The sequence below is a fragment of the Nonlabens sp. genome (assembly GCF_965660805.1).
Classification (GTDB): domain Bacteria; phylum Bacteroidota; class Bacteroidia; order Flavobacteriales; family Flavobacteriaceae; genus Nonlabens.
In genome coordinates, this window is record NZ_CBFIBE010000003.1 from 78,862 (window position 1) to 105,844 (window position 26,983).

Genomic DNA, 26,983 nt, shown 5'->3' on the forward strand with positions numbered 1-26,983 from the left:
AATTTATAAGGAATATGCTACCACGCAAGGATTAGAGCCATAAATGAAGAAATTTGTTTATAACAATACAGGATTGTTAATAACTTGATCTGTTTCGATTCATTTTTGCCTTATCCTTTGTCAAATCTGGCGTTGTCATGGAATTTAAAACCGTTCAAAAGACTTTTTGCCTCCATACGTTTTTTATTGGGTAACTGTAATTCTATAATTTGTATAAAACCGTTAAGGCCGGCTACTTTTATAGTATCATCTTCTATAATAATGGAACCAGGTTGCATAGTGTGTTTTTTTATCTCTATGGCAGTTTTATAGATTTTAATAGTTTCAGGTTGCTCTTGAATCAGTACCGCTTTTGCCACGGGATAAGGATATAAGCCTCTTACTAGTGCGTCTATATGTTCTACTTTATTGTTCCACTTAATGGTCGTATTAGAACTATTTAGTTTAGGAGCTTCTTTTAATGTAGAGCTATGGGGTTGTTTTTTTGTACTTATTATCCCTGCGGCAATGTCATTTACCGTTTTTAATGATAACTCGCTACCTAGTAACATGAGCTTACCATATAAACTACCCACGTTTTCATCCTTGTCTATAGGACAATTCAGTTGGTCTATAATTGCGCCTGTGTCAATTTTATCATCTATAAAAAAAGTAGTTACTCCTGTTTGTGTTTCTCTATTAATAATAGCCCAATTAATAGGAGCTGCACCTCTATATTCTGGCAGTAAGCTTGCATGTAAATTAAACGTTCCTAGTTCAGGCATGTTCCATACTACTTTAGGTAACATTCTGAATGCCACGATTACCTGTAAGTCTGCTCCATAGCTTTTTAATTCTTCAAGAAACTCTGGAGCTTTTAAATTAGGTGGTTGTAAAACAGGAATATTTTGTGCTAGCGCATATTTCTTTACGTGACTTTCATTAATTTTTCTACCACGTCCAGCTGGTTTATCAACTGCTGTAACTACAGCTACTACCTCATGTTGAGAATGATGTAATTTTTCTAATACACCTGTTGCAAACTCAGGTGTGCCAAAGAATATGATTTTTAATATTCTATTCATTCCATGTATATTTTTGATTAGGCATTAATCTCACTAGTCCACGGTCTAGTAAATCTTTAAGAGTATTAATGACTTGTGATTGTTCCTTTTCAGGATGTAAAGATGCAATTTCCTTAACGCTTAAGTCTGAATCCTGTAGTGCATTTTTTATTATTAAACTTAAGTTTCCTCTCTTTGTTGTTTTATTGCAATGTGTACATTTCCCGCAAGGATTAGATTCCTCTCCAAAGTATTTTAAAATCAGCACGTTAATACACTCTTCTTTTTGAGAGATAAGATCGCATATCAACTTGAGCTTCTCTTTTTTTACTTGATTTTGTTGTTTTAATGTTTTAGCAAAACGGTTGATTGTTCGATCATCATCACGCGGTTCGAGAAAAGTAATTTGAGTATCAGCATTAACGATCTGTGCGTCTATAAGTTCCTTTTCTTCAAGGAATTTAAGAGTCTCCAGTACTTCGTTTTCTGTGGTATTACTGCGCAAAGCGATGATAGAACTATTAATCTCTAAGTTTTGGTATGTACTACTGCCATAGGTGCGCAGTATAGATTGTATGATGGAGTTCATAGCAGGACGATTGTGTATGAACTCGAGAATTTTTTTTCCGCTTTCGCGAAAGCGTATACTTGATTTCCTGTGGTAATTTTGCGATAAGCTTATGATACTAAATCGGTCTAGCGTGAGTAGCACATTATAACAAAGAACACCATTAATAGAGTAGGTGCTGGCAAAACTGGCAAAACTCAACTGATGGCTTGTGTTTTCTCCTTCACCCATTGCTATGCGTAAATAATTATTCAATTTACGGTACACATATTTAACTTGCTCAGTAGTGGCAAGAGATTTAATAAACTGATTTTGAGCATGTATAATATCGTTTATGTTATAGAAAAACTGAGCAATACTTTCTTTACCATCTCTACCAGCACGGCCTGTTTCTTGATAATAACTCTCTATACTGTCGGGCAGTTGTAAATGAGTAACTGTGCGCACATCAGGTTTATCTATTCCCATACCAAATGCGTTTGTAGCTACCATCACCTGAGTATCATTTTCCATCCATGATTGAGCGGCTTTTACTTTAGTCTTGTGAGGTAAGCCTCCATGGTAAAAGTTAGAGGAAATACCATTTACCGTTAGTAACCTTGAATAGTTAACAGCATTCTTACGACTTCTTACATACGTGATTGAACTGCCTGTATGTTTTTTATAGAACTCTGTATAACTGCTGTTTTTATCTTCTGTATCTGTGATGTAATAGCTTATATTAGGTCTCAAATAACTGTTTTTAAAAACTTGATGATTTACCAGCTCCAGATTTTCTATCATATCTTTTTGAACATCAAGTGTTGCAGTAGCAGTAACTGCAATTATAGGTGTAGCTTTATGAATTTTGCGTAGTACTTTAATATCTCTGTATGCCGGTCTGAAATCATGTCCCCACTGGCTCACACAGTGTGCCTCATCTACAGCTATTAAGGACACCTTCATTCTAGCGATACGTTCTTGAACAAGACTTTGTTGTAGTCGTTCTGGACTTAGGTATAAGAATTGATACTGACCATAAATACAATTATCCAGTATATCATCGAGTTCTTGATAAGTGATACCACCAGTGATGCCTGTTGCTTTTATTCCTTTAGATTTTAAAGTGTTTACTTGATCTTTTATAAGCGCAACTAGTGGAGAAACAACAACGCAAATTCCTTCTCGTACTAAACCTGGAATTTGATAACACAAGGATTTACCACCACCTGTAGGTAATAGAGCAAGAACATCATTACCTTCTATAACAGCATCTATAATGGCTTCTTGCTGCGGTCTAAACGCGTTATAGCCAAAGGTGTTTTGTAATATATGTTTTGCTCCTGGATTCAATCTTTTATTTGATTATTTAAAAAAGTAAATCGCTCTTCTATGGCGCCTACTGGTATTTCAATAGGGTTGTAATTAAATTTACGATAGTAGTTAATAAGAATATCACTTATTTGAACAGCCTGCTCAAAAGTTTCATACCGTTCATTATCAGATTCATATATTTCCTTCCATGGTGGTAAATAAAATACCATATCATATTCATGTTCCTGGCAAGCAGTGATATATTCAGCAGGGATAGGGTCACCCGTAAATAAGTGATATGCCGGTACATCTGGAATACCACGATCATAAAAATTCAAGCCGTTAATGGCATTTTTAAACTGTGCTATTCTTCCAGCAAGTAAATTATTGCTAAACGCCATAGGGTCTGTAAGGAATAGTTGATCGATTCCTTTTTCTTGAGCCTCTTTAATAACCTCTCTTGAGATTTCATGATGAACTAGTAATCCTTGTGATTCTATATATTTGATAAGGGTAGTTTTACCTGATCCAGGTCCACCTATTAATAAAATTCTTTTTATACCTTTCATAACAGTTACAAAATAACTAAAATCAAATGTAGTTCAAGCTTAATTCATGACTTATATTTGTATTCTTTTATTTTATGGATCCAAAAAAATCTCAGGACTTTTATAAAAAGCTTAAATCACAGCTGGAGGAAACTAGTACGTGGCCTAGTAAGTATTTATATAAATTTATAGTACCATCACAGCCACAAAAAATAGCACAAATAGAGACTATATTTAATGGTTTAGGTGCTGTTATTGTTACTAAGGAATCAAGTAAAGGTACATATACTAGTGTTTCTATAACGGTAATTATGAAATCACCAGATGCCGTTATTGAAAAGTATAAAGAGGTAGGTACTATAGAAGGAGTGATCTCGCTATAAACGTTACCTAGATGGGCTTACTAAAATTAATGATTCTATATGAAAAAAGATGTCAGTGAGTTAGTATAAATACTGCTCTTTTAACGAGATGTCACATTAAAGCGTCGATAAACTCTCGATTATTATAAGGAAAAAATAGGTGCAAAGAAATAACACTTATACAAGTAAAATTTAAAATAGATTGTTTGCTGTAAATTGTTTAATTTGCAGCTCTTCACAAGTAATTAAAAAATCATATTGGTACCATCATTAGAATATAACACAGAGCGTAATCATCTCAACATTCCTGAATATGGAAGGCATATTCAAAAATTAGTAGAGCACTGTAAAGAACTCAAAACTAAAGAAGAACGTAATCGCATGGCCACTGCTATAGTAGGAGTTATGGGAAACCTTAATCCACACTTACGTGATGTGGCAGATTTCCAGCACAAGCTATGGGATCAGTTGTTTATCATTGCAGATTTTGACCTAGATGTAGATTCTCCTTATCCTATGCCAGATAAGGAACTACTTGCAGCAGCGCCAGAACGCATGCCTTACCCACAAAAACGACCTAAATACCGTTTTTATGGAAATAATATTCAAAATATGATTAATGTGGCATTGAGCTGGGAAAAAGGCGAGAAACGAGAAGCTCTTACTTTTATCATAGCAAATCACATGAAAAAATCCTTCCTCAATTGGAACAAAGATTCAGTAGATGATAATGTGATTTTTAAGCACCTGTTTGAGATGAGTGGTGGAGAGATTAATCTCGCTGCAAAAGATGAGGACTTACTAGATTCAAAATCATTAATCCATAGAACAATAGGTCGTCGAGATCATAGTACAAACCCTAGACGTAATAATAATAATAAGCGCCATTATAAATCTAATAATCGCAACCATAAACGCTCTAGGTAGTGATTACTTTACTAAGAAAAAAAGCAGTCTTTCAGGCTGCTTTTTTTAGTTAACAGTTTTTGTTAATTAATTATGAATAGATATTTAGATAATATTATAATGGCTGCGTTCTTAACTCTTACTTTTAGAGTTGTAATTATTATTTAGAAATGGGAACATTTATTATAGAAGGTGGACATCAATTAAAAGGTGAAATTCAACCACAAGGAGCTAAGAATGAGGCATTACAAATATTGTGTGCCGTATTATTAACAGAGGAACCTGTTACCATTAATAACGTTCCAGACATTATAGACGTTAATAAACTTATAGCTTTATTAAACAATCTAGGTGTAAAGGTCACAAAAAATGGTCCAGAGTCCTATACTTTTCAGGCAGACCAAGTAGATCTTGATTTTCTTCAATCCGAAGATTATAAAGTACAAGGTCGTGGTTTAAGAGGATCTATTATGTTAGTAGGACCATTATTAGCCCGGTTTGGTAAAGGTTATATCCCACGTCCTGGTGGAGATAAAATAGGTCGTAGAAGATTAGATACACACTTTGAAGGATTTATTAAACTAGGAGCAAATTTTAGATATAACAAAGAAGAGTATTTCTATGGTGTTGAAGCAGATGAACTCCATGGAACTTACATGTTACTGGATGAGGCATCTGTTACTGGAACGGCAAACATAGTTATGGCTGCGGTCATGGCTACTGGAGAAACCACCATTTATAATGCCGCCTGTGAACCTTATTTACAGCAATTATGTAAAATGCTCGTGCGCATGGGAGCTGACATTAAAGGAATAGGTTCTAATATGTTAACCATTAATGGAGTAAAAAAATTAGGTGGAACAACTCATACCATCTTACCAGATATGATTGAGATAGGTAGCTGGATAGGTCTTGCTGCCATGACTAAAAGTGAGGTGACTATTAAAAATGTAGCTTATGATGAGCTAGGAGTTATACCAGATACTTTTAGAAAATTAGGAATTTCCATAGAACGTAAAGGAGATGATATTTTCATTCCTGCCCATAAAGATGGGTACGAGATTCAAAACTATATAGACGGTTCCATACTCACCATTGCCGATGCGCCATGGCCTGGATTCACTCCTGATTTATTAAGTATTATTCTAGTAGTAGCTACTCAAGCTAGAGGTAGTGTGCTTATTCATCAAAAAATGTTTGAAAGCCGCCTTTTCTTTGTAGATAAACTTATCGATATGGGAGCAAAAATTATACTTTGTGATCCTCATAGAGCAAGTGTCATAGGTCACGATTTCCAGTCTATTTTAAAAGCTACTACCATGACTTCTCCAGACATACGTGCTGGGATCTCATTATTAATCGCTGCTTTAAGTGCCAAAGGAACTAGCACAATACACAATATAGAACAGATCGATCGTGGTTACCAAAATATAGACACACGATTAAAAAAAATAGGGGCAAAGATCGAGCGACTGGCTTAAATTTGTTGGTCTGTTAAAACTGGTTTAATTACGCTTTCGCATAAGCATAATTAAACCTTTTTTTATGAATAAAGTCTTAATTAAGTCTAAAAACCATTGATTTAGGCAAGACTTTTGCTAGTTTTAAACTATGAACAAGATTTTATTAACTCTTACTTTATCATTATTATATGGTATTGCTACTGCTCAGGATATCCCTAGAAGCAGTAATCGTACTTTAGAACCAGTGTCATCTGGTAATAATATAAAAGGTTCTGTATTATTCCCTAGAACTAACGAGACTAAAAAGTATGTAAGACCTAGTGAAAAACCTACCATAGATCTCACTCAAAAAACAGATTTACTTGATCCAGGAATACGTTTTCAAGGGCAAAAGTTTAAAAGTGACACTCCTGCAATCGATTTTGTAAATGACACCTACCTAGGCGAGTACAGGACAGGAAAGGATATTTTAAAAATGACTTTATGGGATCCTAGATTAGAAGATGGAGATCGTGTGCGTATATGGCTTAATGATGAGATACTAATTACAGACATGACCCTTTTAAATGCTGCGCAAGGATTTCCACTTGCTCTGCAACAAGGTTTTAATAAAATAGAGATTGAGGCTTTAAATCAGGGATACTCTGCACCTAATACTTCTGGAATAGTTATAAGAGATGATGAAGGAGCCGTTATGGAACAAAAAATATGTATGATTAATGCAGGCGTGAAGTCACTCCTTATTGTCATTAAGGAGTAGCGCTCTAATGTCTTGATCCATGATCTCAATTACCGTTTTATTTTGCATAGTCGCTATAGAGTATGGACCTATTCTGATACGAGCCAGTCGCAAAGTAGGAAAACCTACAGCGCTGGTCATTTTGCGTACTTGTCTAAACTTACCTTCGTTTAAAGTAACGCTTACCCAAGAAGTCGGGCCGTGACGGTCATCTCTTATCCTTTGAGTAGTTTCTGGCAAGTCGGGTTGATGCTCTAGCAACTTCACTTTACAAGGCTTAGTCTGGTAATAAGAGCCATTAATACTTATTCTTATACCATCTTGTAGTTTATGAACCACTTGACTGGTCATGATTCCATCCACTAGTGCCGCATATTCTTTATCTACTTTACCAGATTTGTTAATGTGGTGACTCAACGTACCGTCTGTTGTAATTAATAATAGACCTTCTGATAGTTCATCTAATCTACCTACTGCCATTGCATTTTCTGGAAAATCATAAAGCTCACCTAGAAATCTTTTGTTTTTTTGGTGTCTATCATTAGTCATAAACTGACTTAACATGCGGTAAGGTTTATAAATAAGAAAATGTCTATGCATGTTGCAAAAATGACCAATTTATTAAGACTTTATAAATTCAATTTGGTATTAAATTTTTAGAGCCAGTTTTTTATCTTTTTCACTTGTCTATGATTCAACCATCGGGATCTTAAATATTTTAATTGTTTCAAGGTTCCCTTTATGTAAGTCTCCATTTCGGTGTTTTTAAACTTCTTCTTTTTCATAGTGTGATCTTTTATCCAAAATTATAATGATTATCACATATGTATCTGTGTATTTTAATAAAGTAGTATCTTTATTTTGTGAAAATCACAAACTATATGGAAGTACAAGAATTAATTATTGCACGCTTTCGCGAAAGCGTTTCTCACACGAACTCCTTCATCCAGTACTTTGCAGATGTTCTAGATCTGAGTTACGATGCCGCTTATCGTAGGATTCAAGGAAAAGCTAAACTAGAAATACATGAAGCCATGAAGCTTGCTAGATTAGGTGAGTTTTCTCTAGATCATATTATGACTGCGCATCAAGACCTAACGGCGCTAGGTACTGCCACTAAGAAGATTCATTCTATGGAATCACTTGAGTTCTATTTTAAGGAAATGGAAAATAACCTTAAAGCTGCTGGCAAGAAAGGAGTAGAGTGGATTTATAGCGCTAAGGATATTCCTGTTTTTCATCATTTTAATGATACGCATTTAGCTCGTTTTAAGATTTATGTCTGGATGCAATTACTGGATGATTCTATGGAAGGAAAACGTTTTTCAGATTTTCACTTGCCGCTGTCCATGAAAGAACAAATTAAAAAGAATAAGGCACTTTTTGAACAGTATAATAGGGTGGAGATCTGGAATGATACGACTATCTCTAGTAGTTTACAGCAAATTCATTTTTATCATGAGGCTGGTTATATAGATCAAGATATGGCTGTTATTTTATGTGAGGATTTAAGGAGTCTTCTTAAAAAAACCGCTGCAGATTTGCTTACAACCTCATATAATATTTATTACCACGAGCTCTTATTAATGAGTAATAACGCTATCGTTAAAAAAAATGGAAAGGCTATTGCTGGTTTTGTAACCATGACTTTGCTAGGTTATATAAGATTTAGTGGTAGTAATATTTTAAACCGAATGGATGATTTTTTCAAGTATCAAATAAGGCAAGCCACATCTATAAAAGATTGCTCTTTAAAAGAACGCTCCATATTTTTTAATAAAATGGAACAAAAAATTAACGCTCTAGAAAAATCTCTAGAGCGTTTTAGTCTGTAATGTGTTTATAGTACAAGTACACTAGCTAAAGTTCAAGGACTTTTTATTTGTAGTGCTTTAGTATTAATTGCTATAATTAATCTTTGTTTTTAGAATCATCCATGTCTTGTGGTAGATTAGGATCCATCTCTGGAAGTGCATCTGGATCATTCATTTCTCCTGCATCATAATCATCTTCATCAAAGGCTTCCATTTGCATGGAAAGACGTTTAGATATCTTTACTAGATACTTTGTGTCTTCAGTGGTTACCTCTACAGCTTCAATAAGTTCATTTTTATGATTTCTAAACGAGATGATATCATCATCACCATAACCATCTGGATAGCGCTCTACGAGCATGGATAACACATCAGGTGTTAGCTTTTTATAATCTACAATTACATTTTTCATAAACCTCATTTAGGGTAAAACTAAAGTATATAAAAAACTTAATGTAGCAAATACCTTGAGATAAACTATGCTTTAATTTATTAATTCTTGAAAAGCTTCCATAATCATTTCATTACTAACTTCTTGATTAGTAACAAATGAGCCTATGGTTTCAAGCAGGACAAATTTTATAGCACCGTTAGTGTTTTTCTTATCATATTTCATTAACTCGATCATTTCTAGTACTTCTTTATCTGTAAAGGAAAGATTTAATTGTAGTGTATTGTACCATTCTTTAATCTCTTTATAAGAATCTAGAGCAAGATCAGCATACTGAACACTTAAATAGGACTCTACAACTATTCCTGCAGCAATAGCTTCTCCATGTAGTACAGCAGCTCGATCTGGATGTTCCATTAAATAGGACTCTATGGCATGACCAGCAGTGTGTCCATAGTTTAAAGCCTTGCGAGCACCTTTTTCAAATGGATCCATAGTGACTATATCACTTTTAATAAGGGCGCTTTGATAAATTAAAGAGTTAAAATGGTCTGAATGAAAATTATGTGATGCCTTCATGTCGTTCCAGTAAACACGATCACTTATTAATCCGTGTTTAAACATTTCTATGCTACCATTTACTAGGTGCTGCTGTGGTAAAGTTTTTAAAAATTCTGGATCTATAATGGTCATTACCGGCCCATTTATAACACCTATCTGGTTTTTGAGGTTCCCTAGATCTACTCCGTTTTTTCCACCTATTGCAGCGTCTACCATACCTAGTAAACTGGTAGGGATGTGCATAAAAGGAATGCCTCTTTTAATAGTAGATGCTATAAAACCACCCAAATCTGTAATCACGCCACCACCTAAATTAATCATTAAGCTATTACGATCACAGCCCAGTTCTACCATCGCACTCCAAACACCACCACAGGTGTCTATATTTTTAAATTCTTCACCATGATCTATTTCTATGACTTCAATTCTTGCGGTTGTTTCTATTTTAGGCATCAAGTAAGGATAGCAGTTTTCCATCGTCTTATCATCGACTAGAATAAATATGGTTCCTGGCTGGTGTTCCTTGATCCATTTATTCAGGGTTTTAAATCCTTGATTTTCAAAGTAAATAGTAAAGTTGTTTATAGTAATAGGTTCCATGTGTAGTAAGCTTTCGCGAAAGCGTTAAAAGTACAATCTATACCGCTATTAATAATAGCTTTGCTACTATATTTGTAACATGAATATGGAAAATCCTTTTAATAATACTGAGGTCGCTTTTTCACTTAAAAGCAATCGTGAGTTGCGTAAAGCACATTTTCTTTTTAAGATGATGGGCTATCCTTTTTTTGTGAACTTCGGTTCTAAGGTGATGATGAAGTCCTTAACATGGGGACTGCCCGTAAAGGGAATTATTAAAAATACTGTTTTTGAACATTTTTGTGGTGGTACAACGTCAGAAGAGTGCCAGCCAGTGGTTCAAAAAATGTATGATAAAGGTGTGAGCAGCATACTGGATTACTCTGTAGAAGGTAAAGAAGATGAGGCTGATTTTAACGCGGTGGTAAGTAAGAAAATAAAGCTCATTAAACACGCTAACACTATAGATGCTTTACCATTTGAAGTGGTAAAACCTACTGGTATAGGAAGATTTTACATCTGGCAAAAGGTTACAGAAAAGCAAGAGCTTTCTATTGCTGAGCAAGAGGAATGGCAGCGCATAAAGGATCGTGTAGTGTTATTATCGCAAACGGCTTATGATTATGATGTGGCGCTACTATTTGATGGAGAAGAAACCTGGATGCAGGATGCCGCAGATGAGCTAGTAAGAGATATGATGGCTCAGTTTAATAAGGAAAAGGCCGTTATTTATAATACCATACAATGTTATAGAAATGATCGCTTAGATTATATTCAAGAACTCTATAAAGATGCTCGAGAAAATGGTTTTATAGTAGGTGCAAAAATTGTGCGTGGTGCGTATATGGAAAAAGAACGTGATCGAGCTGTAAAATATGGTTATCCTTCTCCTATTTGTAATTCTAAAACGGCAACTGATGATATGTTTAACAGTGTTATGCGGTTTATACTTGATCGTCTAGATGTAATTAAATTATGTGTAGGTACTCATAACGAGTATAGCACATTACTAGCAATGGAGATACTCAGTGAAAAGGGAATTGCTACAAATCATAAAGATGTATGGTTCGGGCAACTTTATGGTATGAGTGATAATCTAACTTTCAACTTAGCGGAGTTGAATTATAATACGTTTAAGATATTACCCTTCGGACCTATAAAAGATGTGATGCCATACTTGATACGTAGAGCACAGGAAAACACCTCTGTCGCAGGTCAAATGGGTAGAGAACTGCTACTTATTAAACAAGAATTGAAACGTAGGAAATTTTAATCGTTATCATTATAGATAACTTTTTCTACCACGGCATAGCGCTCACAATTCTTTACCCAAAGGGTCGTATTTGCTAATTCCTCACGTCCTGAAATATGGTAAAACCTACATGGGTTTGAGTCTGTAAGTGATTTAGAAAAGTTTACATCACCATATTTTAATATAAGTTGAATACTTAAGGTGTCTATTTCTTTAGATTCTAGATTTTCACGTATTTCAGGAGATAGTCTAATAGATTTTTTTCCTATATCTGCAAGAACTCTAGATTCTGGAAACCAGGTACATTGCGTGCGCTTACCTGTTAAGAAAAATACTAGAAATATAAGTCCTATAGAAACACCGCCTAGATAAAAACTTAATCGTTGAATAAACTTCATGTGAGACCTTTAAAAGATGAGCAAATTTACATCGCTACTAGGTAAGTCATACCATGATCCTACAGATTTATTTGTAATAATACCATGATACATGTAGATACCACATTTTAACCCTTTATCCATACGTATAGCATGTTCTATGCCGCCATCATCGGCTATATTAAGTAAGTAAGGTGTAAAAATATTACTTAATGATATGGATGCCGTTTTTGAATATCGTGATGGAATATTAGGAACGCAATAGTGAGTGACACCATATTTAACAAAAGTAGGTTTATCGTGAGTAGTTACTTCACTTGTTTCAAAACAGCCGCCCATGTCTATACTTACATCCATAACTACAGATCCTTGTTTCATATTCTCCACCATGGTTTGAGTAACCACAACTGGTGTGCGATTATTACCTGCTAGAGCTCCTACTACAACGTCACATCTTCTTAGAGCTTTTAATAAATATTTAGGTTGTAGGGTAGAGGTGTACACTTGCTGTCCTACTTTATCTTGAAGGTTACGTAATTTAGTTATAGAGTTATCAAATACTTTAACGTTTGCCCCTAATCCTAGTGCGGTTCTGGCAGCAAATTCACCTACCACACCAGCACCCATAATTACTACATCTACTGGAGGAACACCTGTTATATTCCCAAATAACTGACCTGTTCTATTAGCACCACTGCTTAATAACTCACTCGCAATTAACACTGAAGCAACTCCAGAGATTTCACTTAGTGCGCTTACTACAGGATAGTTTCTAGAATCATCTTGTATAAACTCATAGGCTAGAGCTGTGATTTTTTTGGCGGTAAGTTTTTCAAAATATTCTTTATCACGTGTTTTTATTTGTAGAGCAGATATTAAAACCGTTTGTGGTTTGAGAAGTTCAATTTCTTCTTTAGATGGTGGCGCAATTTTTAAAATGGTAGGACAGGAGTATACTTTGTTTTTATCGGCTGTTAACTCTGCACCGGCATCATTATATTGAGAATCTGTAAAGTTAGAGCCATTACCAGCACCTTTTTCCATGATTATGCGGTGACCATGTGCTGTAATTGCAGCAACAGCATCAGGTGTAAGAACGATACGTTTTTCTTGCTGTTGATTTTCCTTAGGAATCCCTATAAGTAACTCCTGTTTTGAACGTTGAATTTCTAAACGCTCTTCCTGTGGTAGTAATTGTTCTTTAGTAAAAGGAGATAGTTGCTGGCTCATGAAAAAACATTAATTACTCTAAAATTAAACATTTTATTTTAAGTAATGATCATTAGTTTTCTTATTCCTAGCCCTATTTTAAAATTGCCTATTCTTAGCAATTGTATTCTTTAGAGAATTTTTTAAAATGTACACTATGCTAGATGTTAGGTTTTAAAGGGTTAGTAGCTTTTAGATCAATTCTATAGTTCTTGTAGAGTGATCGATAATACTAATTTTTAATCTGGTAAAATTTTCTAGATATGGCATTACTAGGTCAGGCCATTCTATAAAAAATATGGCATTACGGCTCAAGTAATCTTCTATCCCTATGTTAAATAATTCTTCCTCTTGTTCTATTCTGTATAAATCAAAGTGTAATACAGTTTTATGATTAGCTTTATATTCATTAACGATTGAAAAGGTAGGAGAGGAAATAGATTCTTGAACACCTAACTCTTTGCAGATAGCGGTAATTAAAGTCGTTTTACCAGCTCCCATAGGAGCATCAAGTATAAAAATATTTGACTGAGTATAGGCTAGAATTTGTTTTGCTACTTTCTCTATGTCATCTATATGATAGGTAATATTCATTTATCTAGGATTAAAAACAGCAAAAGGAATTAACATTTCTTCTAGTGAAACTCCACCATGTTGATAAGTGTTTCTATAATAACTTACATAATGATTATAATTGTTAGGATATGCAAAGAATAAGTCTCCTTTAGCAAAAATAAAGCTGCTGCTCATATTTATTTTGGGCAGCTTGATGGTGCTAGGATCTTTTGCAGCTAGAACGTCTTTATCTTCATAAGATAAACTTCTACCTGTTTTATATCTTAAATTAAGACTAGTATCGCGATCGCCTATTACCTTACTAGGATTAGTGACATTAATAGTCCCATGATCAGTAGTTAGAATTAATTTCATACCTAAGTCCTGCGCACGATGAATCATTTCTAGTAAAGGTGAGTTTTTAAACCAGCTTAAAGTTAGCGATCGATAAGACTTATCATTACTTGCTAGATCCTTAATAACCTTCATTTCAGTTTTAGAATGTGATAACATATCTACAAAATTGTAGACTACGACAGTTAAGTCGTTATCTTTTTGGGATTTAAAATTCTCTGCCAGTTTTCTACCTTGTTGTTCGCTAGTTATTTTATGATATTGATGGGTAAGTCCTAATCCTAGTCTTTTAAGTTGAGCGGTTAGGAAAGCGTCTTCATGCATATTTTTTCCACCTTCATCAGTATCATTAAGCCACAAATCAGGATGTCTTTTTTCCATATCATCAGGCATTAATCCTGAGAATAATGAATTACGTGCATACTGAGTAGCGGTAGGTAAGATGGAACAGTAGGTTTCTTCAACTTCCTTTTTAAAGTGAAGATTAATTATGTTTTCAAATACTTTAAATTGATCGTAGCGCAAATTATCTACAACTACTAGAAGCACCGGTTGATCTTTTTTTAAATGAGGAGCTATGCGCATTTTAAAAAGATTATGAGACATGATAGGCGCATCATCTGGATTCTTAAACCACTCTGGATAGTTGCGATCTATGAATTTACAGAATTGATTATTAGCCTCATTTTTTTGAGTAGTTAGAATTTCTAGCATTCCACTATCGTCTATGTTTTCTAGCTCTAGTTCCCAGTAAATGAGTTTTTGATATAATTGAACCCATTCTTCATAAGAGTTGACCATAGAAAGGTCCATAGAAATTTTTCTAAACTCTCGCTGGTAGTCAGAGGTTGTTTTATTAGAAATTAATCTGGAGTGGTCTAAGTTTTTTTTAAGTGATAAAAGAATTTGATTAGGGTTAACGGGTTTAATAAGGTAATCAGCAATCTTAGAGCCTATTGCTTCTTCCATAATGTACTCTTCCTCGCTCTTAGTAATCATTATTACAGGTAGTTGTGCCTGTTTTTCCTTAATTTCATTAAGAGTTTCGAGTCCTGTAAGGCCAGGCATGTTCTCATCCAGAAAAACGATATCATAATGAACCTCTTCAATCGCTTCAAGTGCCTCAGTACCACTTATTCTTGTGTCCACTTTATATCCTTTATTCTCCAGAAAAATAATGTGAGGTTTTAATAAATCTACTTCATCATCTACCCAAAGGATTTTTATGTCGGTCATATCAGTATCTTTGTAATTAAATTGTTCCTTTTGAATCTACAGAACAAACATAAAATATTAAACGATCCCATTTATGGTTTTATTACCATTCCTAATGAGGACTTATTTACAATTATAGAACATCCATACTTTCAGAGGTTGCGGCGTGTTACACAAATGGGCTTGAGTTATCTAGTATATCCTGGAGCACATCATACCAGATTTCACCACGCACTAGGTTGTTTGCATTTAATGCAAAAAGCAGTACAAGTACTTCGTTCTAAGAATGTTGACATCTCTTATGAAGAAGAAGATGCTCTTTATAAAGCTATTCTATTACATGATATAGGTCATGGACCTTTTTCTCATGCTATGGAGCATAGTATCATTAATAATGTAAGTCACGAGGATATTTCTATCCTTTTTATGGAATCTTTGAATAAGGAGTTTAACGGTAGTTTAACGCTTGCAATTCAAATTTTCAAAGGAGCATATCACCGACCTTTTATGATGCAATTGATCTCAAGCCAGCTGGATATGGATCGATTAGATTACTTGAAACGAGATAGTTTTTATACAGGTGTTGCAGAAGGGAACATTAATAGCCAGCGATTAATCGCTATGCTTAATGTTAAAAATGATGAACTCGTTATCGAGGAAAAAGGGATTTACTCTGTAGAGCATTTTCTAAGCAGCCGCAGGCTCATGTATTGGCAAGTCTATTTGCACAAAACAGGTATAGGTGCTGAGCATTTACTACAATCTGTTTTTGTACGCATTAAGGAGCTTATAGGTAAAGGGATAGAAGTGGATTTACCATCAGACTTAAAATATTTTTTAACACATGGTATTACTTTAGCTCATTTTACTCAAGAAAACTTAAACAGATTTGCTAGGTTAGATGACACTGACTTAATCACCACGCTTAAATTAGGATCACAGCATGAGGACTTTGTGTTACAGGAACTATGTAATATGATTTTAAATAGGCAATTACTTAAAATCAAATTTTCAAAAGAGCCTATCAGTGATAAAAAACTTCAGAAAAAAAAGCATCAATTAATAAAAGCGAGGAGTTTATCTGATCATGAAGCGCAATATTTTGTGTTCTCTGGAGCTGTTCATAATCTCGCTTACGCGAAAGCGAAACCTATAAAAATATTATTAAAAAATGGTAAACTTGTAGAACTCATAAAGGCTGGCGAGGAAGCAAGTTTTAAGGCACTGACCAAAAAGGTGACAAAATATTACTATTGCTATCCAAAGATTCAGGATTAACTAAAATTACTATTTTTGCGAGAATGAAATTTACGATCCAACAAATTGCTGATATTTTAGAAGGAACCATTGAAGGAGACTCTACTATTGAAGTATCTAAATTATCTAAAATTGAAGAAGGCGAGACAGGAAGTGTTAGTTTCTTATCTAATGTGAAGTACACTCCTTATGTCTATTCTACTAAAGCAAGTGCGGTTATCGTAAATGCTGACTTTATTCCAGAGCAAGAGGTTACCACTACATTAATTAAAGTAGAAGACTCTTATAGTGCATTTACTAAACTACTTGAGTATTACCAGATGGTAAAACTTAATAAGAATGGAATAGAACAACCTAGTTTTATCCACGATTCAGCTATAATAGGAAATGGTTTCTATCTAGCTGCATTTGGATATATTTCACAAAATGTGAAAATAGGTGAGAACGTAAAGATTTTTTCCCAAGTTCACATTGCAGATAATGTTACCATAGGTGATAATTGTGTGATACACTCAGGTGCAAAAATAATGTCAGATTCTATCATAGGAAATAATGTAACCATACACGCAGGAGCCATAGTAGGAGCAGACGGGTTTGGTTTTGCACCTAATGCTGATGGCAGCTATAGTAAAATACCACAAACAGGAATTGTTATTATAGAAGATCATGTAGATATAGGAGCCTTAACTACTATAGATAGAGCAACTTTAGGAGCAACCATTATTAAAAAAGGTGCTAAATTAGATAACCAGATTCAAATAGGGCATAATGCTGAGGTAGGTGAAAATACCGTTATAGCAGCTCAAACAGGAATAGCAGGATCTGCCAAAATAGGAAAGAATTGTAGAATAGGTGGACAAGTAGGTGTGGCAGGACATATTACTATAGGTGATAATGTAGGTATTCAAGCGCAAAGTGGTGTAGCTAGGGATATAAAAAATGGCGAGACCATTCAAGGCTCGCCAGCATTTAATTATGCAGACTGGAGTCGTTCTTATGTGTATTTTAAAAATTTAAAAAAATTAAACAGCAGAGTTGCTGACTTAGAAAAAAAGAAACTATAAATGACAATTACAGATTTTAAGCAAACCACTATTGCTCAAGACAGTTCACTATCAGGCGTAGGGCTTCATACAGGTAATGAGGTGACCATCGTATTTAAGCCAGCACCAGCAAACCATGGCTATAAATTCCAGCGCGTGGATTTAGAAGGACAGCCCATCATCGAGGCAGATGCTAATTACGTAACTGATACCCAACGTGGAACTACCCTTGATAAAAACGGTGTTCATATTAATACCTGTGAACACGTACTTGCTGCTCTTGTAGGTCTAGAGATAGATAACTGTTTAATAGAAATGGACAGTAGTGAACCACCTATTATGGATGGTTCCTCAAAATATTTTATAGAAGCCTTAGAGAAAGCGGGAATTAAAACTTTAGACGTAGATCGTAAAGAGTATGTCGTTAAAGATGTCATCTCATATCGTGATGAAGAAACGGGTAGTGAAATTATTCTTATGCCTGCAGACTCTTATCAAGTAACGACGATGGTTGATTTTGGCACTAAGGTATTAGGAACTCAAAATGCTACTTTAGAAAATCTAGCTGACTTTAAAGATGAAATCTCGAACTGTAGGACATTCAGTTTTTTACACGAGATTGAAATGTTACTTGAACATGGATTAATTAAAGGAGGCGATTTAAATAACGCTATTGTTTATGTAGATAAAGAACTATCTCCTAAAACAATGGAAAACCTTAAAAAAGCCTTTAATAAAGATTTAGTATCTGTTAAACCTAATGGTATTCTAGATAACCTAAACTTGCATTACCCTAACGAAGCTGCTAGACATAAATTGCTAGACGTCATAGGTGACCTTGCACTAGTAGGAACTAGAATAAGAGGTAAAATAATAGCAAACAAGCCAGGTCACTTTGTAAACACTCAGTTTGCAAAAAAGCTCTCTAAGCTCATTAAACTAGAAGCACGTAACAATGTTCCTAAAATAGATATTAATCAAGAGCCATTAATGGATACGGTTAAGATCATGGAAGTATTACCTCATAGACCTCCATTTTTACTCGTTGATAAAATTTTTGAACTATCATCCAGTCATGTTATAGGGTTAAAAAACGTGACTATGAATGAGGAGTTCTTTAATGGTCACTTTCCGGGCGCACCAGTAATGCCTGGCGTTCTCATAGTAGAAGCAATGGCGCAAACTGGTGGTATTCTAGTATTAAGTACTGTTCCAGATCCAGAAAACTATCTTACATTTTTCATGAAAATGGACAATGTTAAATTTAAACGCAAAGTCTCTCCAGGAGATACGCTTATTTTTAAATGTGATTTAATAAGTCCTATAAGAAGAGGAATTTGTCACATGCAGGCTTATGCTTATGCAAATGGTGTACTTTGCGCCGAAGCTGAGTTAATGGCTCAAATCTCAAAAGTTAAATAATGAATCAACCACTAGCATACGTACATCCAGGAGCAAAAATCGCTAAGAATGTCGTTATAGAACCGTTTACAACCATCCATAATGATGTAATCATAGGTGAAGGAACCTGGATAGGTTCTAATGTCACGATTATGGAAGGTGCACGCATAGGGAAGAACGTGAGTATCTTTCCCGGTGCAGTAATAAGTGCAATTCCACAAGATAAAAAATTTGAAGATGAGGATACAACTACCGTAATAGGTGATAACACAACTATTAGGGAATGTGTAACTATTAATAGAGGTACCTCTGATCGCATGAAAACTGTTATAGGTAAGAACTGTTGGATCATGGCTTACTGCCATATCGCACATGACTGTATAGTAGGTGATAATTGTATTTTTTCAAATAACAGCACACTTGCAGGTCACATTACAGTAGGTGATCATGTAGTACTAGCAGGAATGGCTGCGGTACAACAGTTTTGTCAAATAGGTAGTCACTCCTTTGTAACAGGAGGATCACTGGTTAGAAAAGATGTTCCACCTTTTGTAAAAGCAGGACGTGAACCGTTAAGCTATGTAGGGATCAATTCTGTAGGATTAAGAAGAAGAGGTTTTGAATTAGAGAAAATAAGAGAAATTCAAGATATTTACAGAATACTTTATCAAAAAAATTATAACGTATCTCAAGCCGTTCAAATTATTGAAGCAGAAATGAGTGCGACTAATGAAAGGGATGAAATTATAGAATTTATAAAAAACTCAAAACGAGGTATCATGAGAGGATACGTCGGTAGTAACTAAAATATTATGGCAAGTACAAGCGACATTAGAAAAGGATTGTGTATAAGATACAATCATGACATTTATAAAATTGTTGAATTCTTACACGTTAAACCTGGTAAAGGTCCAGCATTTGTAAGAACTAAACTAAAAAGTGTCACAAACGGTAAGGTGATAGATAATACCTTCTCTGCAGGACATAAGATCGAGGATATACGTGTAGAAACACAATCATTCCAGTTCCTTTATCAAGATCCAGAAGGTTATCATTTTATGAATACAGAGACCTACGAGCAAATCCTTTTGCAAGAAACTGTTCTTGATGCTCCAGGACTTTTAAAAGAAGGTGAAATTGTTAAAATACAGATCAATACTGAGGACGACTCACCATTATCTGTAGACATGCCACAATATGTAGTACTAGAAGTTACTGCCACAGAGCCAGGACTTAAAGGAAATACAGCTACTAACGCGACTAAACCTGCAACTGTAGAAACAGGCGCACAGGTTAATGTGCCTTTATTTATTAATGAAGGCGATAAAATACGAATCGATACAGAAAAAGGTGCTTATCACGAGCGCATGAAAGAGTAAATGAAATTCTCTCAAACACATCGTTTAAAAGATATTGCTGCGCTCATTAATTGTGAGTATGTAGGCGATGATCTGTTTCCAGTGACCGGTATGAATGAAATCCATGTGGTAACACCTGGAGATATAGTGTTTGTAGATCATCCTAAGTATTATGATAAAGCATTACATAGTGATGCTACCGTTGTACTTATTAATAAAAAAGTAGAAGCACCGGCAGGGAAAGCACTACTCATATCAGATGATCCTTTTAGGGACTTTAATAAATTAACCCAGCATTTTGCTCCTTTTCACGCTTTCGCGGAAGCGAATACAACACCACCACAAGTAGGTGAAGGAACCGTTGTGCAACCTAATGTATTTTTAGGGAATGATGTTGTGGTAGGATCAAATTGTGTGATCCATAGTAATGTGTCCATTAATGATAGGTGCATTTTAGGTGATAACGTCATTATACATTCTGGAACCGTTCTAGGAGCCGATGCTTTTTATTACAAACGTAGACCTGAAGGTTACGATAAGTTATTAAGTAATGGTCGCGTTGTTATTGAAGATCATGTAGAGATAGGTAGTTTATGTACCATAGATCGTGGCGTGAGTGGTGATACAACTATAGGTCATGGAAGTAAACTCGATAATCAAGTCCATATAGGACATGATACCACTTTAGGAAAACATGTTCTTATTGCTAGTCAAACAGGAATTTCTGGCTGTGTCGTTATAGAAGACGAAGTGAAAATATGGGGACAGGTAGGAATACGTAGTGATGTACGACTAGGTAAAGGATGTGAAATTATGGCACAAAGTGGTGTCTCAAAAGATGTAAAACCAGGAGATGTACTCTTCGGTTCACCGGCTTCAAATGCTAAAGAAAAGTTTAGAGAGCTTGCAGCTATAAGAATGTTACCTAACTTTATAAAAAATAAATAAATGTCAGCAGCGGCAAAAAAAGTAGTAAGAAATTTTCTAGATTCAGATGTGTTTGTAGACCCAGAAGATTTTAGCTCACATTTTCATAAAGATTTTAAAATGCACTGGCATGCGAGTTCAGGCTATAGAGAATTTAACTATGAAGATTATGAACGATTTACTCAAGCCATATCTGTTGCTTATGAGAGTATGCGTAGTGAGATTACTCACATGATAAGCGATAAAGATGAAGTAGCTGCTCGTTTCACAGTGTTTGTAAGAACGGTAGAAAATCCTCGAGAAGAAGTTCCTGTAGGATATTTTATTTCTATCTTTAAGGTTTCAGAAAATAAAATTATAGAGGTGCATCAAACCAGTCACCCAAGTGAAGGATAAATTGTAAAAACTCAACTTAAATATATATAAATGAGCGTTTTAGTAAACAAAGATTCTAATATTATAGTACAAGGTTTCACAGGTAGTGAGGGAACATTCCACGCTAGCCAGATGATTGAATATGGTACAAATGTAGTAGGTGGAGTAACTCCAGGTAAAGGAGGACAGACTCATCTAGATAAACCTGTTTTTAACACAGTTTCTGAGGCTGTAGAAAAAGTAGGTGCAAACGTAACCATTATTTTTGTGCCACCAGCATTTGCTGCCGATGCTATTATGGAAGCTGCAGATGCAGGAATAGAAGTAATTATCACAATTACAGAAGGTATTCCAGTTGCAGATATGGTAAAAGCCGCAGATTATATTAAAAATAAAAACTGCCGTCTTGTGGGACCTAACTGTCCAGGTGTTATTACACCAGGTGAAGCAAAAGTGGGAATCATGCCAGGTTTTGTATTCAAAAAAGGTAAAGTAGGAATCGTTTCTAAATCAGGAACGCTTACCTATGAAGCCTCTGATCAAGTGGTGAAACAAGGTTATGGTATTTCTACCGCTATAGGAATAGGTGGAGATCCTATCATAGGAACTACCACTAAAGAAGCTGTTGAACTGTTTATGAATGATCCTGAGACTGAAGCGATCGTAATGATAGGAGAGATAGGTGGACAGCTAGAAGCAGATGCCGCTCAGTGGATTAAATCTACTGGAAATAAAAAACCGGTCATAGGTTTTATCGCTGGTGAAACTGCTCCAGCAGGACGTACTATGGGGCACGCAGGTGCGATCGTAGGTGGATCTGAAGATACTGCACAGGCTAAAAAAGCAATCATGAGAGATTGTGGAATTCACGTTGTGGATTCTCCAGCAGAAATAGGTAAAAAAGTAGCAGAAGTTATAGGATAATTAGCTACTGATATTTAAAGAACTTATATAACATCGTTATGGGAAATATAAAACTGAGTGATGAAGTACTACAGCAAATAAAATCTCATTACACATCTGAGTATGAAAAAACATTGCAGCATTTAGCTGCTTTAAAAAAAGTGCTCTATGAACTTAAAGATGTTGAGATAGAAGTTGTAGCACCGCAAGATGGTGCTGCAACTTCTATTTTAAGTTCTAAAAAATCGCTAGTTAAAAATCAATCAACCGTTGGTTTTAAATCCACTAAGGCTAAGGTTAAAAAATCTAAAAGTAATAGAGGTCGCAAGTCTAAATGGGGAGATTTTATCATTAGACAATTAAAGGCAAAGCAAAAACCTCTTTCTTATGATGATCTAGCCAATTATGCCATTGTTAAATTCAAATTAGAACATACAGCATTTGATAATGTGCGCAAGAAAATAGTAGGAGCAGTATTCTATATGAAAAAGAATAACAGCCCTATAGATTCTTATGCAAAAAAAGGATCTCGCACAAAATACTTAGGATTACAGAACTGGTTTGAAAGAGAAGGTAAGCTCTTACCAGAATTTAAAAATAAAATATAAACATGAAATTACTTGAAGGTAAAACGGCTCTAATTACTGGAGCTAGTCGAGGAATAGGTAAAGGAATAGCACAAGTATATGCTCAGCATGGCGCAAATGTAGCTTTTACTTATAGCAGTTCTGAAGCACCAGCTTTAGAATTAGAAAAAGATTTAACTGCGCTAGGTATTCAAGCCAAAGCCTATAAGTCTAATGCAGCTAGTTTTCAAGAATCTCAAGATCTTGTTGCAGAAGTAGTAAAAGATTTTGGAACGGTAGATATTTTAATTAATAATGCCGGTATTACTAAGGATAACCTTTTAATGCGCATAAGCGAGGAAGATTTTGATCAAGTAATAGAGGTAAACTTGAAGTCGGTTTTTAACATGACCAAAGCCGTTCAACGTACCATGTTGAAACAGCGCTCCGGTAGTATTATTAATATGAGTAGTGTAGTAGGTGTTAAAGGAAATGCTGGTCAGACTAACTATGCAGCGAGTAAAGCTGGAATCATAGGTTTTTCTAAATCTGTAGCACTTGAACTAGGGTCTAGGAATATAAGATGTAATTCCATAGCTCCAGGATTTATAGAAACAGAGATGACTGGTAAGCTCAATGAAGAAGTGGTTCAAGGATGGCGCGATGGAATTCCATTGAAACGCGGTGGAACTCCTGAAGATGTCGCAAATGCCTGTGTATTTTTAGGAAGCGACTTATCAACTTATGTAACTGGCCAGACACTTAATGTGGATGGAGGAATGCTTACCTAGGTAAAGCTTAAACAAATTTATGACTGTATTGTGGATCATTCTAGCCGCTACCGTAGCGGTGTTCTTAGCCTTATTCCAGTATGGTTACATCTTTAATAATAAAAAAAATAGTAAAAGAAAACCGTGGTTTGCCTTTTTAAGGTTTCTCACGGTTTTTACTATTTTAATACTCTTTCTTGATCTTAAATTTGAGAAAACTACCTATCAAACTATAAAGCCGCTCCTTATCCTTGAGGTAGATAATACATCATCTATAAGTTATTTAAATGCTCAAGATGATTTAAAAATTGATTATAAGTCCTTTGTAAATCATCCAGGATTAAAGAGCAATTTTGAAATTCAATCTTATAGTTTAACGAGCGAGTTCAAACCGCTGGATAGTATTCATCATAATGGTAGTGATACTGATATTTATCAAGGAATCGCTTCACCTCAAAAACTATTTAAAGATCGCAATAAAGCCATAGTACTGCTCACAGATGGTAATCAGACCAGTGGGAATAGCTACCCATATGCACAAATAGATGCAAAAACGGCTTTTTATCCTATCATATATGGTGACACGACCCAGTATCCTGACTTAAAAATTACTCAGCTTAATGTGAATCGTTATTCTTATTTGAATAATGAATTTCCAGTAGAAATTTTTACGAGCTACAGAGGTAGCGAAAATATAGTACGCACGTTTAAGATCTTGAGCGGTAATAAAACCTTGCATCAAGAAAACTTGCGTTTTTCAAAAGAAAATCCATCCCAAGTCGTTACCGTAAACCTTACTAGTAATAAGGTAGGAACACAATCCATGAGAGCAGTTATAAGCCCATTAGAGGATGAAAAAAACACATCAAATAACTATCGCAATTTTGCAATAGAGGTCATTGATCAACAGACTAAAGTCTTGATTTTGAGTGATGTTATGCATCCTGACCTAGCCGCACTTAAGAAAGCGATAACTTCTAACCAGCAGCGTGATGTAGATATTAAAAGCACGAGTGATAATCCTGATCTTAATGAGTATAATTTAGTTGTTTTTTACAGTCCTGGGTACGCTTTCGCGAAAGCGTTTAACCAATCAAAACTCCTCAACAAGAATACCTGGACTATAACTGGTCCTAGTACAGATTATAGGTTCCTAAATAGTCAAATACAAGCTTACCAAATAGAAGATGATGAAGATTATGATGAAGTACAGCCTATACTGAATGACTCATACACCACTTTTAATCTGGATGAGTATAATTATGACGACTACCCACCAGTTCAGGTTCCCTTTGGTGCTGTTACAATGAACGTTTCTAGTGATGTGATCATGTCTAAATTAATAGGTGATGTAGATACAGAACAACCATTATGGTTTACCTATGAACAATATGATTCTAGACATGCCGTACTCCTCGCCGAAGGTTTCTGGAGATGGCGTGCGCAGAGCTTTTTAACTAGTAAAGATTTTAGAAACTGGGATGATCTAGTAGGTAGTCAGGTACAGTTTCTTGCGTCTCATAAAAAACGCAATCGACTGGAACTAGATTATGATACATTCTATTATCAGAATCGTAAAATCATAATGAATGCGCAGTATTTAGATAAAAATTACCAGTTTGAAGATAATGGAATTATTAATATCACCTTAATTCATAAAGGAAATAAACAGCGTGTAGTGCGTCCTTTTATTTTAAATACTAATAGTTATAGCGTGGATCTAGGCGGTCTGGATGCAGGAGATTATAGTTTTACGGTAAAAGTAGAAAACGATCAACTGGTTAAAAATGGTTCTTTGAGTATTTTAGAATTTGATGTAGAGCAACAATTTATAAGCGCACAAGATAAAGGCATGCAGCAACTGGTAGGAAAAGAAGGTGTTTATTATCAAGGTGAAGTAGAGCAAGTAGTAGGTCAATTACTTGAAAACCCATTGTTAAAACCTATAGAAAGAGCGAGCGTGAGCTATGCTAGTCTTATAGATTGGGAATACTTATTGGCACTGATACTGTTTCTTTTAGGTTTAGAGTGGTTCTTAAGGAAATATTCTGGACTGATATAAGTTTACTTTTAACTAATGTTTCTCAAATTTTGAACGCTACTGTTGTAAATTCGAACTTTAAATTAAAATAATAAAAAGACATGGAAAGATTACCCAAAGCTGGACTCGTAGCAATTATAGCAGTAGTCCTTTTAATTATAGTAATACTTAAAAGCTCTGTAGTGATAGGAGCTGGACAAGCAGGAGTTTTATTTAAAACTCTTAATAATGGTGTAGATACAGAAAGTACTTATGGAGAAGGTTTTCATATCATCGCTCCTTGGAACGATATGATTATTTATCCCATTAGACAGCTATCAGTATCTGATAAGATGCGTGTACTGTCTGTAAATGGACTAGAAGTAACGGTAGATGGAACCGTGTGGTACCAGCCAGAATATGATAAACTACCATTTTTACACCAAGAAAAAGGTCGTGATTATGAGGCAAATATTCTTGGTCCAGCCATTAGTGCCGCTGCACGTAGTGTAGTGGGACGATATACTCCAGAACAGCTGTATTCAAGTAAAAGAGATGTGATTCAAAATGAAATTTTAGAAGAGGTTCAAAAGGAGTTATCTACACAGTATATTCAAGTAAATAGAGTACTCGTAGAAGATGTGACTTTACCAACTAAAATTAAGTCGGCTATTGAACGTAAATTAGAACAAGAGCAAGAAGCTCTGGAATATGAATTTCGTTTAGCGAGAGCTACTAAAGAAGCACAGAGACAAAAAATTGATGCAGAAGGTAAAGCTGTCGCTAACAAGATTCTAAGTGCCTCTTTAACTGATAAAATTCTTCAAGAAAAAGGAATAGAGGCCACATTGAAACTAGCAGAATCTCCTAATTCTAAAGTCATCGTAGTAGGTGGTGGAGAAGGTGGTGGATTACCTATTATTCTAGGGAATCAATAATCAAAAAAGCCTGTAATACTAATTCAAAAGCGCAAATATCAGTATTTGCGCTTTTTGCTTTTATGAAACTTTTTCAAACGATTTTGTTTCTAGTTTTAATGTCAACTACTTTATGGTAGTATACCAATTTACATTCCTAATGTCTCATATAATTCGTTTCTTTTTCGCCTATATTTCAAAATAAAATGAAACCGTA

General features: G+C 35.0%; 28 protein-coding genes. 18 read left to right on the forward strand and 10 right to left on the reverse strand.

All coding sequences use genetic code 11. The annotated features are described in order from the left end of the window. Positions 1 to 110 precede the first annotated feature (110 nt). The 3 genes from fmt to ACTF48_RS01815 are packed head-to-tail and all read right to left on the reverse strand — an operon-like array spanning position 111 to position 3,473. Positions 111 to 1,064: a methionyl-tRNA formyltransferase gene (gene fmt, locus ACTF48_RS01805; RefSeq protein WP_438961424.1), complete on the reverse strand. Its 954-nt coding sequence runs from the start codon at positions 1,062 to 1,064 to the stop codon at positions 111 to 113. Beyond that, positions 1,057 to 2,943, reverse strand: a complete 1,887-nt coding sequence (locus ACTF48_RS01810; protein WP_438961425.1) for a RecQ family ATP-dependent DNA helicase — start codon at positions 2,941 to 2,943, stop codon at positions 1,057 to 1,059. Before ACTF48_RS01810 ends, fmt begins: the two co-directional genes overlap by 8 nt. Beyond that, positions 2,940 to 3,473: an AAA family ATPase gene (locus tag ACTF48_RS01815; protein WP_438961426.1), complete on the reverse strand. Its 534-nt coding sequence runs from the start codon at positions 3,471 to 3,473 to the stop codon at positions 2,940 to 2,942. Before ACTF48_RS01815 ends, ACTF48_RS01810 begins: the two co-directional genes overlap by 4 nt. A 74-nt stretch (positions 3,474 to 3,547) precedes the next feature. Here ACTF48_RS01815 and ACTF48_RS01820 point away from each other — a divergent pair, with 74 nt between their 5' ends. The 4 genes from ACTF48_RS01820 to ACTF48_RS01835 all read left to right on the forward strand — a co-directional run bounded on the left by ACTF48_RS01820 (position 3,548) and on the right by ACTF48_RS01835 (position 6,943). Continuing rightward, positions 3,548 to 3,835: a DUF493 family protein gene (locus tag ACTF48_RS01820; protein WP_438961427.1), complete on the forward strand. Its 288-nt coding sequence runs from the start codon at positions 3,548 to 3,550 to the stop codon at positions 3,833 to 3,835. A gap of 237 nt (positions 3,836 to 4,072) precedes the next feature. Beyond that, positions 4,073 to 4,741 carry a DUF4290 domain-containing protein gene (locus ACTF48_RS01825; RefSeq protein WP_438961428.1) on the forward strand — a complete coding sequence of 223 codons (669 nt, stop codon included), beginning with the start codon at positions 4,073 to 4,075 and terminating at the stop codon, positions 4,739 to 4,741. Positions 4,742 to 4,890: 149 nt separating this feature from the next. Further along, positions 4,891 to 6,201, forward strand: a complete 1,311-nt coding sequence (gene murA / locus ACTF48_RS01830; RefSeq protein WP_438961429.1) for a UDP-N-acetylglucosamine 1-carboxyvinyltransferase — start codon at positions 4,891 to 4,893, stop codon at positions 6,199 to 6,201. A 130-nt stretch (positions 6,202 to 6,331) separates the two neighbouring features. After that, positions 6,332 to 6,943 carry a hypothetical protein gene (locus ACTF48_RS01835; RefSeq protein WP_438961430.1) on the forward strand — a complete coding sequence of 204 codons (612 nt, stop codon included), beginning with the start codon at positions 6,332 to 6,334 and terminating at the stop codon, positions 6,941 to 6,943. Here ACTF48_RS01835 and ACTF48_RS01840 read toward each other — a convergent pair. Further along, positions 6,917 to 7,522: a pseudouridine synthase gene (locus ACTF48_RS01840; RefSeq protein WP_438961431.1), complete on the reverse strand. Its 606-nt coding sequence runs from the start codon at positions 7,520 to 7,522 to the stop codon at positions 6,917 to 6,919. The genes ACTF48_RS01835 and ACTF48_RS01840 overlap by 27 nt on opposite strands. 281 nt (positions 7,523 to 7,803) lie before the next feature. Between ACTF48_RS01840 and ACTF48_RS01845 the strand changes: the two genes are divergently transcribed. After that, positions 7,804 to 8,757, forward strand: coding sequence for a hypothetical protein (locus tag ACTF48_RS01845; RefSeq protein WP_438961432.1), 954 nt, complete (start codon positions 7,804 to 7,806; stop codon positions 8,755 to 8,757). Positions 8,758 to 8,833: 76 nt separating this feature from the next. Here ACTF48_RS01845 and ACTF48_RS01850 read toward each other — a convergent pair whose 3' ends face one another. Both ACTF48_RS01850 and aroB read right to left on the reverse strand, forming a co-directional pair. Further along, complete coding sequence (locus tag ACTF48_RS01850; protein ID WP_438961433.1) at positions 8,834 to 9,148, reverse strand: hypothetical protein; 315 nt, start codon at positions 9,146 to 9,148, stop codon at positions 8,834 to 8,836. A 72-nt stretch (positions 9,149 to 9,220) separates the two neighbouring features. Further along, the gene (gene aroB / locus ACTF48_RS01855; RefSeq protein WP_438961434.1) at positions 9,221 to 10,288 is read right to left on the reverse strand and encodes a 3-dehydroquinate synthase; all 1,068 of its coding nucleotides are present in this window, start codon (positions 10,286 to 10,288) and stop codon (positions 9,221 to 9,223) included. 79 nt (positions 10,289 to 10,367) lie between these two features. On the opposite strand from aroB, the gene ACTF48_RS01860 reads away from it, so the two are divergent. Beyond that, on the forward strand, positions 10,368 to 11,540 hold the full coding sequence (locus tag ACTF48_RS01860; protein ID WP_438961435.1) for a proline dehydrogenase family protein: 1,173 nt from the start codon (positions 10,368 to 10,370) through the stop codon (positions 11,538 to 11,540). Here the strand turns inward: ACTF48_RS01860 and ACTF48_RS01865 are convergent. The 4 genes from ACTF48_RS01865 to ACTF48_RS01880 all read right to left on the reverse strand — a co-directional run bounded on the left by ACTF48_RS01865 (position 11,537) and on the right by ACTF48_RS01880 (position 15,250). Further along, positions 11,537 to 11,917 (reverse strand): DUF4258 domain-containing protein, encoded by a 381-nt coding sequence (locus tag ACTF48_RS01865; RefSeq protein WP_438961436.1) that lies wholly within the window; start codon positions 11,915 to 11,917, stop codon positions 11,537 to 11,539. The two genes, ACTF48_RS01860 and ACTF48_RS01865, sit on opposite strands and share 4 nt — an antisense overlap. A 9-nt stretch (positions 11,918 to 11,926) precedes the next feature. Further along, positions 11,927 to 13,126 carry an alanine dehydrogenase gene (locus tag ACTF48_RS01870; RefSeq protein ID WP_438961437.1) on the reverse strand — a complete coding sequence of 400 codons (1,200 nt, stop codon included), beginning with the start codon at positions 13,124 to 13,126 and terminating at the stop codon, positions 11,927 to 11,929. Positions 13,127 to 13,297: 171 nt separating this feature from the next. After that, complete coding sequence (gene tsaE / locus ACTF48_RS01875; RefSeq protein WP_438961438.1) at positions 13,298 to 13,699, reverse strand: tRNA (adenosine(37)-N6)-threonylcarbamoyltransferase complex ATPase subunit type 1 TsaE; 402 nt, start codon at positions 13,697 to 13,699, stop codon at positions 13,298 to 13,300. Continuing rightward, positions 13,700 to 15,250 carry a response regulator gene (locus ACTF48_RS01880; RefSeq protein ID WP_438961439.1) on the reverse strand — a complete coding sequence of 517 codons (1,551 nt, stop codon included), beginning with the start codon at positions 15,248 to 15,250 and terminating at the stop codon, positions 13,700 to 13,702. 30 nt (positions 15,251 to 15,280) lie between these two features. Here ACTF48_RS01880 and ACTF48_RS01885 point away from each other — a divergent pair, with 30 nt between their 5' ends. The 12 genes from ACTF48_RS01885 (at position 15,281) to ACTF48_RS01940 (ending at position 26,787) form a co-directional block, all read left to right on the forward strand. Then, entirely contained in the window at positions 15,281 to 16,507 is a 1,227-nt protein-coding gene (locus ACTF48_RS01885) for an HD domain-containing protein (RefSeq protein ID WP_438961440.1), read from the forward strand. A 23-nt stretch (positions 16,508 to 16,530) separates the two neighbouring features. After that, positions 16,531 to 17,550, forward strand: coding sequence for a UDP-3-O-(3-hydroxymyristoyl)glucosamine N-acyltransferase (lpxD, locus tag ACTF48_RS01890; RefSeq protein WP_438961441.1), 1,020 nt, complete (start codon positions 16,531 to 16,533; stop codon positions 17,548 to 17,550). After that, complete coding sequence (locus ACTF48_RS01895) at positions 17,551 to 18,951, forward strand: bifunctional UDP-3-O-[3-hydroxymyristoyl] N-acetylglucosamine deacetylase/3-hydroxyacyl-ACP dehydratase (RefSeq protein ID WP_438961442.1); 1,401 nt, start codon at positions 17,551 to 17,553, stop codon at positions 18,949 to 18,951. Beyond that, the gene (lpxA, locus tag ACTF48_RS01900; RefSeq protein WP_438961443.1) at positions 18,951 to 19,736 is read left to right on the forward strand and encodes an acyl-ACP--UDP-N-acetylglucosamine O-acyltransferase; all 786 of its coding nucleotides are present in this window, start codon (positions 18,951 to 18,953) and stop codon (positions 19,734 to 19,736) included. The genes ACTF48_RS01895 and lpxA overlap by 1 nt, the downstream gene beginning before the upstream one ends. A 6-nt stretch (positions 19,737 to 19,742) precedes the next feature. After that, positions 19,743 to 20,309, forward strand: a complete 567-nt coding sequence (gene efp / locus ACTF48_RS01905) for an elongation factor P (protein WP_438961444.1) — start codon at positions 19,743 to 19,745, stop codon at positions 20,307 to 20,309. After that, on the forward strand, positions 20,310 to 21,236 hold the full coding sequence (locus tag ACTF48_RS01910; protein ID WP_438961445.1) for a UDP-3-O-(3-hydroxymyristoyl)glucosamine N-acyltransferase: 927 nt from the start codon (positions 20,310 to 20,312) through the stop codon (positions 21,234 to 21,236). Further along, entirely contained in the window at positions 21,237 to 21,611 is a 375-nt protein-coding gene (locus ACTF48_RS01915; RefSeq protein WP_438961446.1) for a nuclear transport factor 2 family protein, read from the forward strand. It abuts the gene before it with no gap. Positions 21,612 to 21,641: 30 nt separating this feature from the next. Further along, a complete protein-coding gene (gene sucD / locus ACTF48_RS01920) occupies positions 21,642 to 22,514 on the forward strand; it encodes a succinate--CoA ligase subunit alpha (RefSeq protein ID WP_438961447.1) in 873 nt (290 codons plus the stop codon). 38 nt (positions 22,515 to 22,552) lie between these two features. After that, entirely contained in the window at positions 22,553 to 23,101 is a 549-nt protein-coding gene (locus ACTF48_RS01925; protein WP_438961448.1) for a hypothetical protein, read from the forward strand. A gap of 2 nt (positions 23,102 to 23,103) precedes the next feature. After that, positions 23,104 to 23,850: a 3-oxoacyl-[acyl-carrier-protein] reductase gene (gene fabG / locus ACTF48_RS01930; protein ID WP_438961449.1), complete on the forward strand. Its 747-nt coding sequence runs from the start codon at positions 23,104 to 23,106 to the stop codon at positions 23,848 to 23,850. A 19-nt stretch (positions 23,851 to 23,869) separates the two neighbouring features. Further along, positions 23,870 to 25,891 carry a hypothetical protein gene (locus tag ACTF48_RS01935; protein WP_438961450.1) on the forward strand — a complete coding sequence of 674 codons (2,022 nt, stop codon included), beginning with the start codon at positions 23,870 to 23,872 and terminating at the stop codon, positions 25,889 to 25,891. A gap of 80 nt (positions 25,892 to 25,971) precedes the next feature. Next, a complete protein-coding gene (locus ACTF48_RS01940) occupies positions 25,972 to 26,787 on the forward strand; it encodes a prohibitin family protein (protein WP_438961451.1) in 816 nt (271 codons plus the stop codon). Positions 26,788 to 26,983 lie beyond the last annotated feature (196 nt).

Coding starts and splice junctions, on each gene's coding strand:
- efp (WP_438961444.1), top strand. CDS start 19,743: ATGGCAAGTACAAGCGACATTAGAAAAGGATTGTGTATAAGATACAAT.
- fabG (WP_438961449.1), top strand. CDS start 23,104: ATGAAATTACTTGAAGGTAAAACGGCTCTAATTACTGGAGCTAGTCGA.
- tsaE (WP_438961438.1), bottom strand. CDS start 13,699: ATGAATATTACCTATCATATAGATGACATAGAGAAAGTAGCAAAACAA.
- ACTF48_RS01915 (WP_438961446.1), top strand. CDS start 21,237: ATGTCAGCAGCGGCAAAAAAAGTAGTAAGAAATTTTCTAGATTCAGAT.
- ACTF48_RS01820 (WP_438961427.1), top strand. CDS start 3,548: ATGGATCCAAAAAAATCTCAGGACTTTTATAAAAAGCTTAAATCACAG.
- sucD (WP_438961447.1), top strand. CDS start 21,642: ATGAGCGTTTTAGTAAACAAAGATTCTAATATTATAGTACAAGGTTTC.
- ACTF48_RS01840 (WP_438961431.1), bottom strand. CDS start 7,522: ATGCATAGACATTTTCTTATTTATAAACCTTACCGCATGTTAAGTCAG.
- ACTF48_RS01835 (WP_438961430.1), top strand. CDS start 6,332: ATGAACAAGATTTTATTAACTCTTACTTTATCATTATTATATGGTATT.
- aroB (WP_438961434.1), bottom strand. CDS start 10,288: ATGGAACCTATTACTATAAACAACTTTACTATTTACTTTGAAAATCAA.
- fmt (WP_438961424.1), bottom strand. CDS start 1,064: ATGAATAGAATATTAAAAATCATATTCTTTGGCACACCTGAGTTTGCA.
- ACTF48_RS01880 (WP_438961439.1), bottom strand. CDS start 15,250: ATGACCGACATAAAAATCCTTTGGGTAGATGATGAAGTAGATTTATTA.
- ACTF48_RS01850 (WP_438961433.1), bottom strand. CDS start 9,148: ATGAAAAATGTAATTGTAGATTATAAAAAGCTAACACCTGATGTGTTA.
- murA (WP_438961429.1), top strand. CDS start 4,891: ATGGGAACATTTATTATAGAAGGTGGACATCAATTAAAAGGTGAAATT.
- ACTF48_RS01935 (WP_438961450.1), top strand. CDS start 23,870: ATGACTGTATTGTGGATCATTCTAGCCGCTACCGTAGCGGTGTTCTTA.
- ACTF48_RS01860 (WP_438961435.1), top strand. CDS start 10,368: ATGAATATGGAAAATCCTTTTAATAATACTGAGGTCGCTTTTTCACTT.
- ACTF48_RS01845 (WP_438961432.1), top strand. CDS start 7,804: ATGGAAGTACAAGAATTAATTATTGCACGCTTTCGCGAAAGCGTTTCT.
- lpxD (WP_438961441.1), top strand. CDS start 16,531: ATGAAATTTACGATCCAACAAATTGCTGATATTTTAGAAGGAACCATT.
- ACTF48_RS01815 (WP_438961426.1), bottom strand. CDS start 3,473: ATGAAAGGTATAAAAAGAATTTTATTAATAGGTGGACCTGGATCAGGT.
- ACTF48_RS01870 (WP_438961437.1), bottom strand. CDS start 13,126: ATGAGCCAGCAACTATCTCCTTTTACTAAAGAACAATTACTACCACAG.
- ACTF48_RS01910 (WP_438961445.1), top strand. CDS start 20,310: ATGAAATTCTCTCAAACACATCGTTTAAAAGATATTGCTGCGCTCATT.
- ACTF48_RS01895 (WP_438961442.1), top strand. CDS start 17,551: ATGACAATTACAGATTTTAAGCAAACCACTATTGCTCAAGACAGTTCA.
- lpxA (WP_438961443.1), top strand. CDS start 18,951: ATGAATCAACCACTAGCATACGTACATCCAGGAGCAAAAATCGCTAAG.
- ACTF48_RS01865 (WP_438961436.1), bottom strand. CDS start 11,917: ATGAAGTTTATTCAACGATTAAGTTTTTATCTAGGCGGTGTTTCTATA.
- ACTF48_RS01940 (WP_438961451.1), top strand. CDS start 25,972: ATGGAAAGATTACCCAAAGCTGGACTCGTAGCAATTATAGCAGTAGTC.
- ACTF48_RS01925 (WP_438961448.1), top strand. CDS start 22,553: ATGGGAAATATAAAACTGAGTGATGAAGTACTACAGCAAATAAAATCT.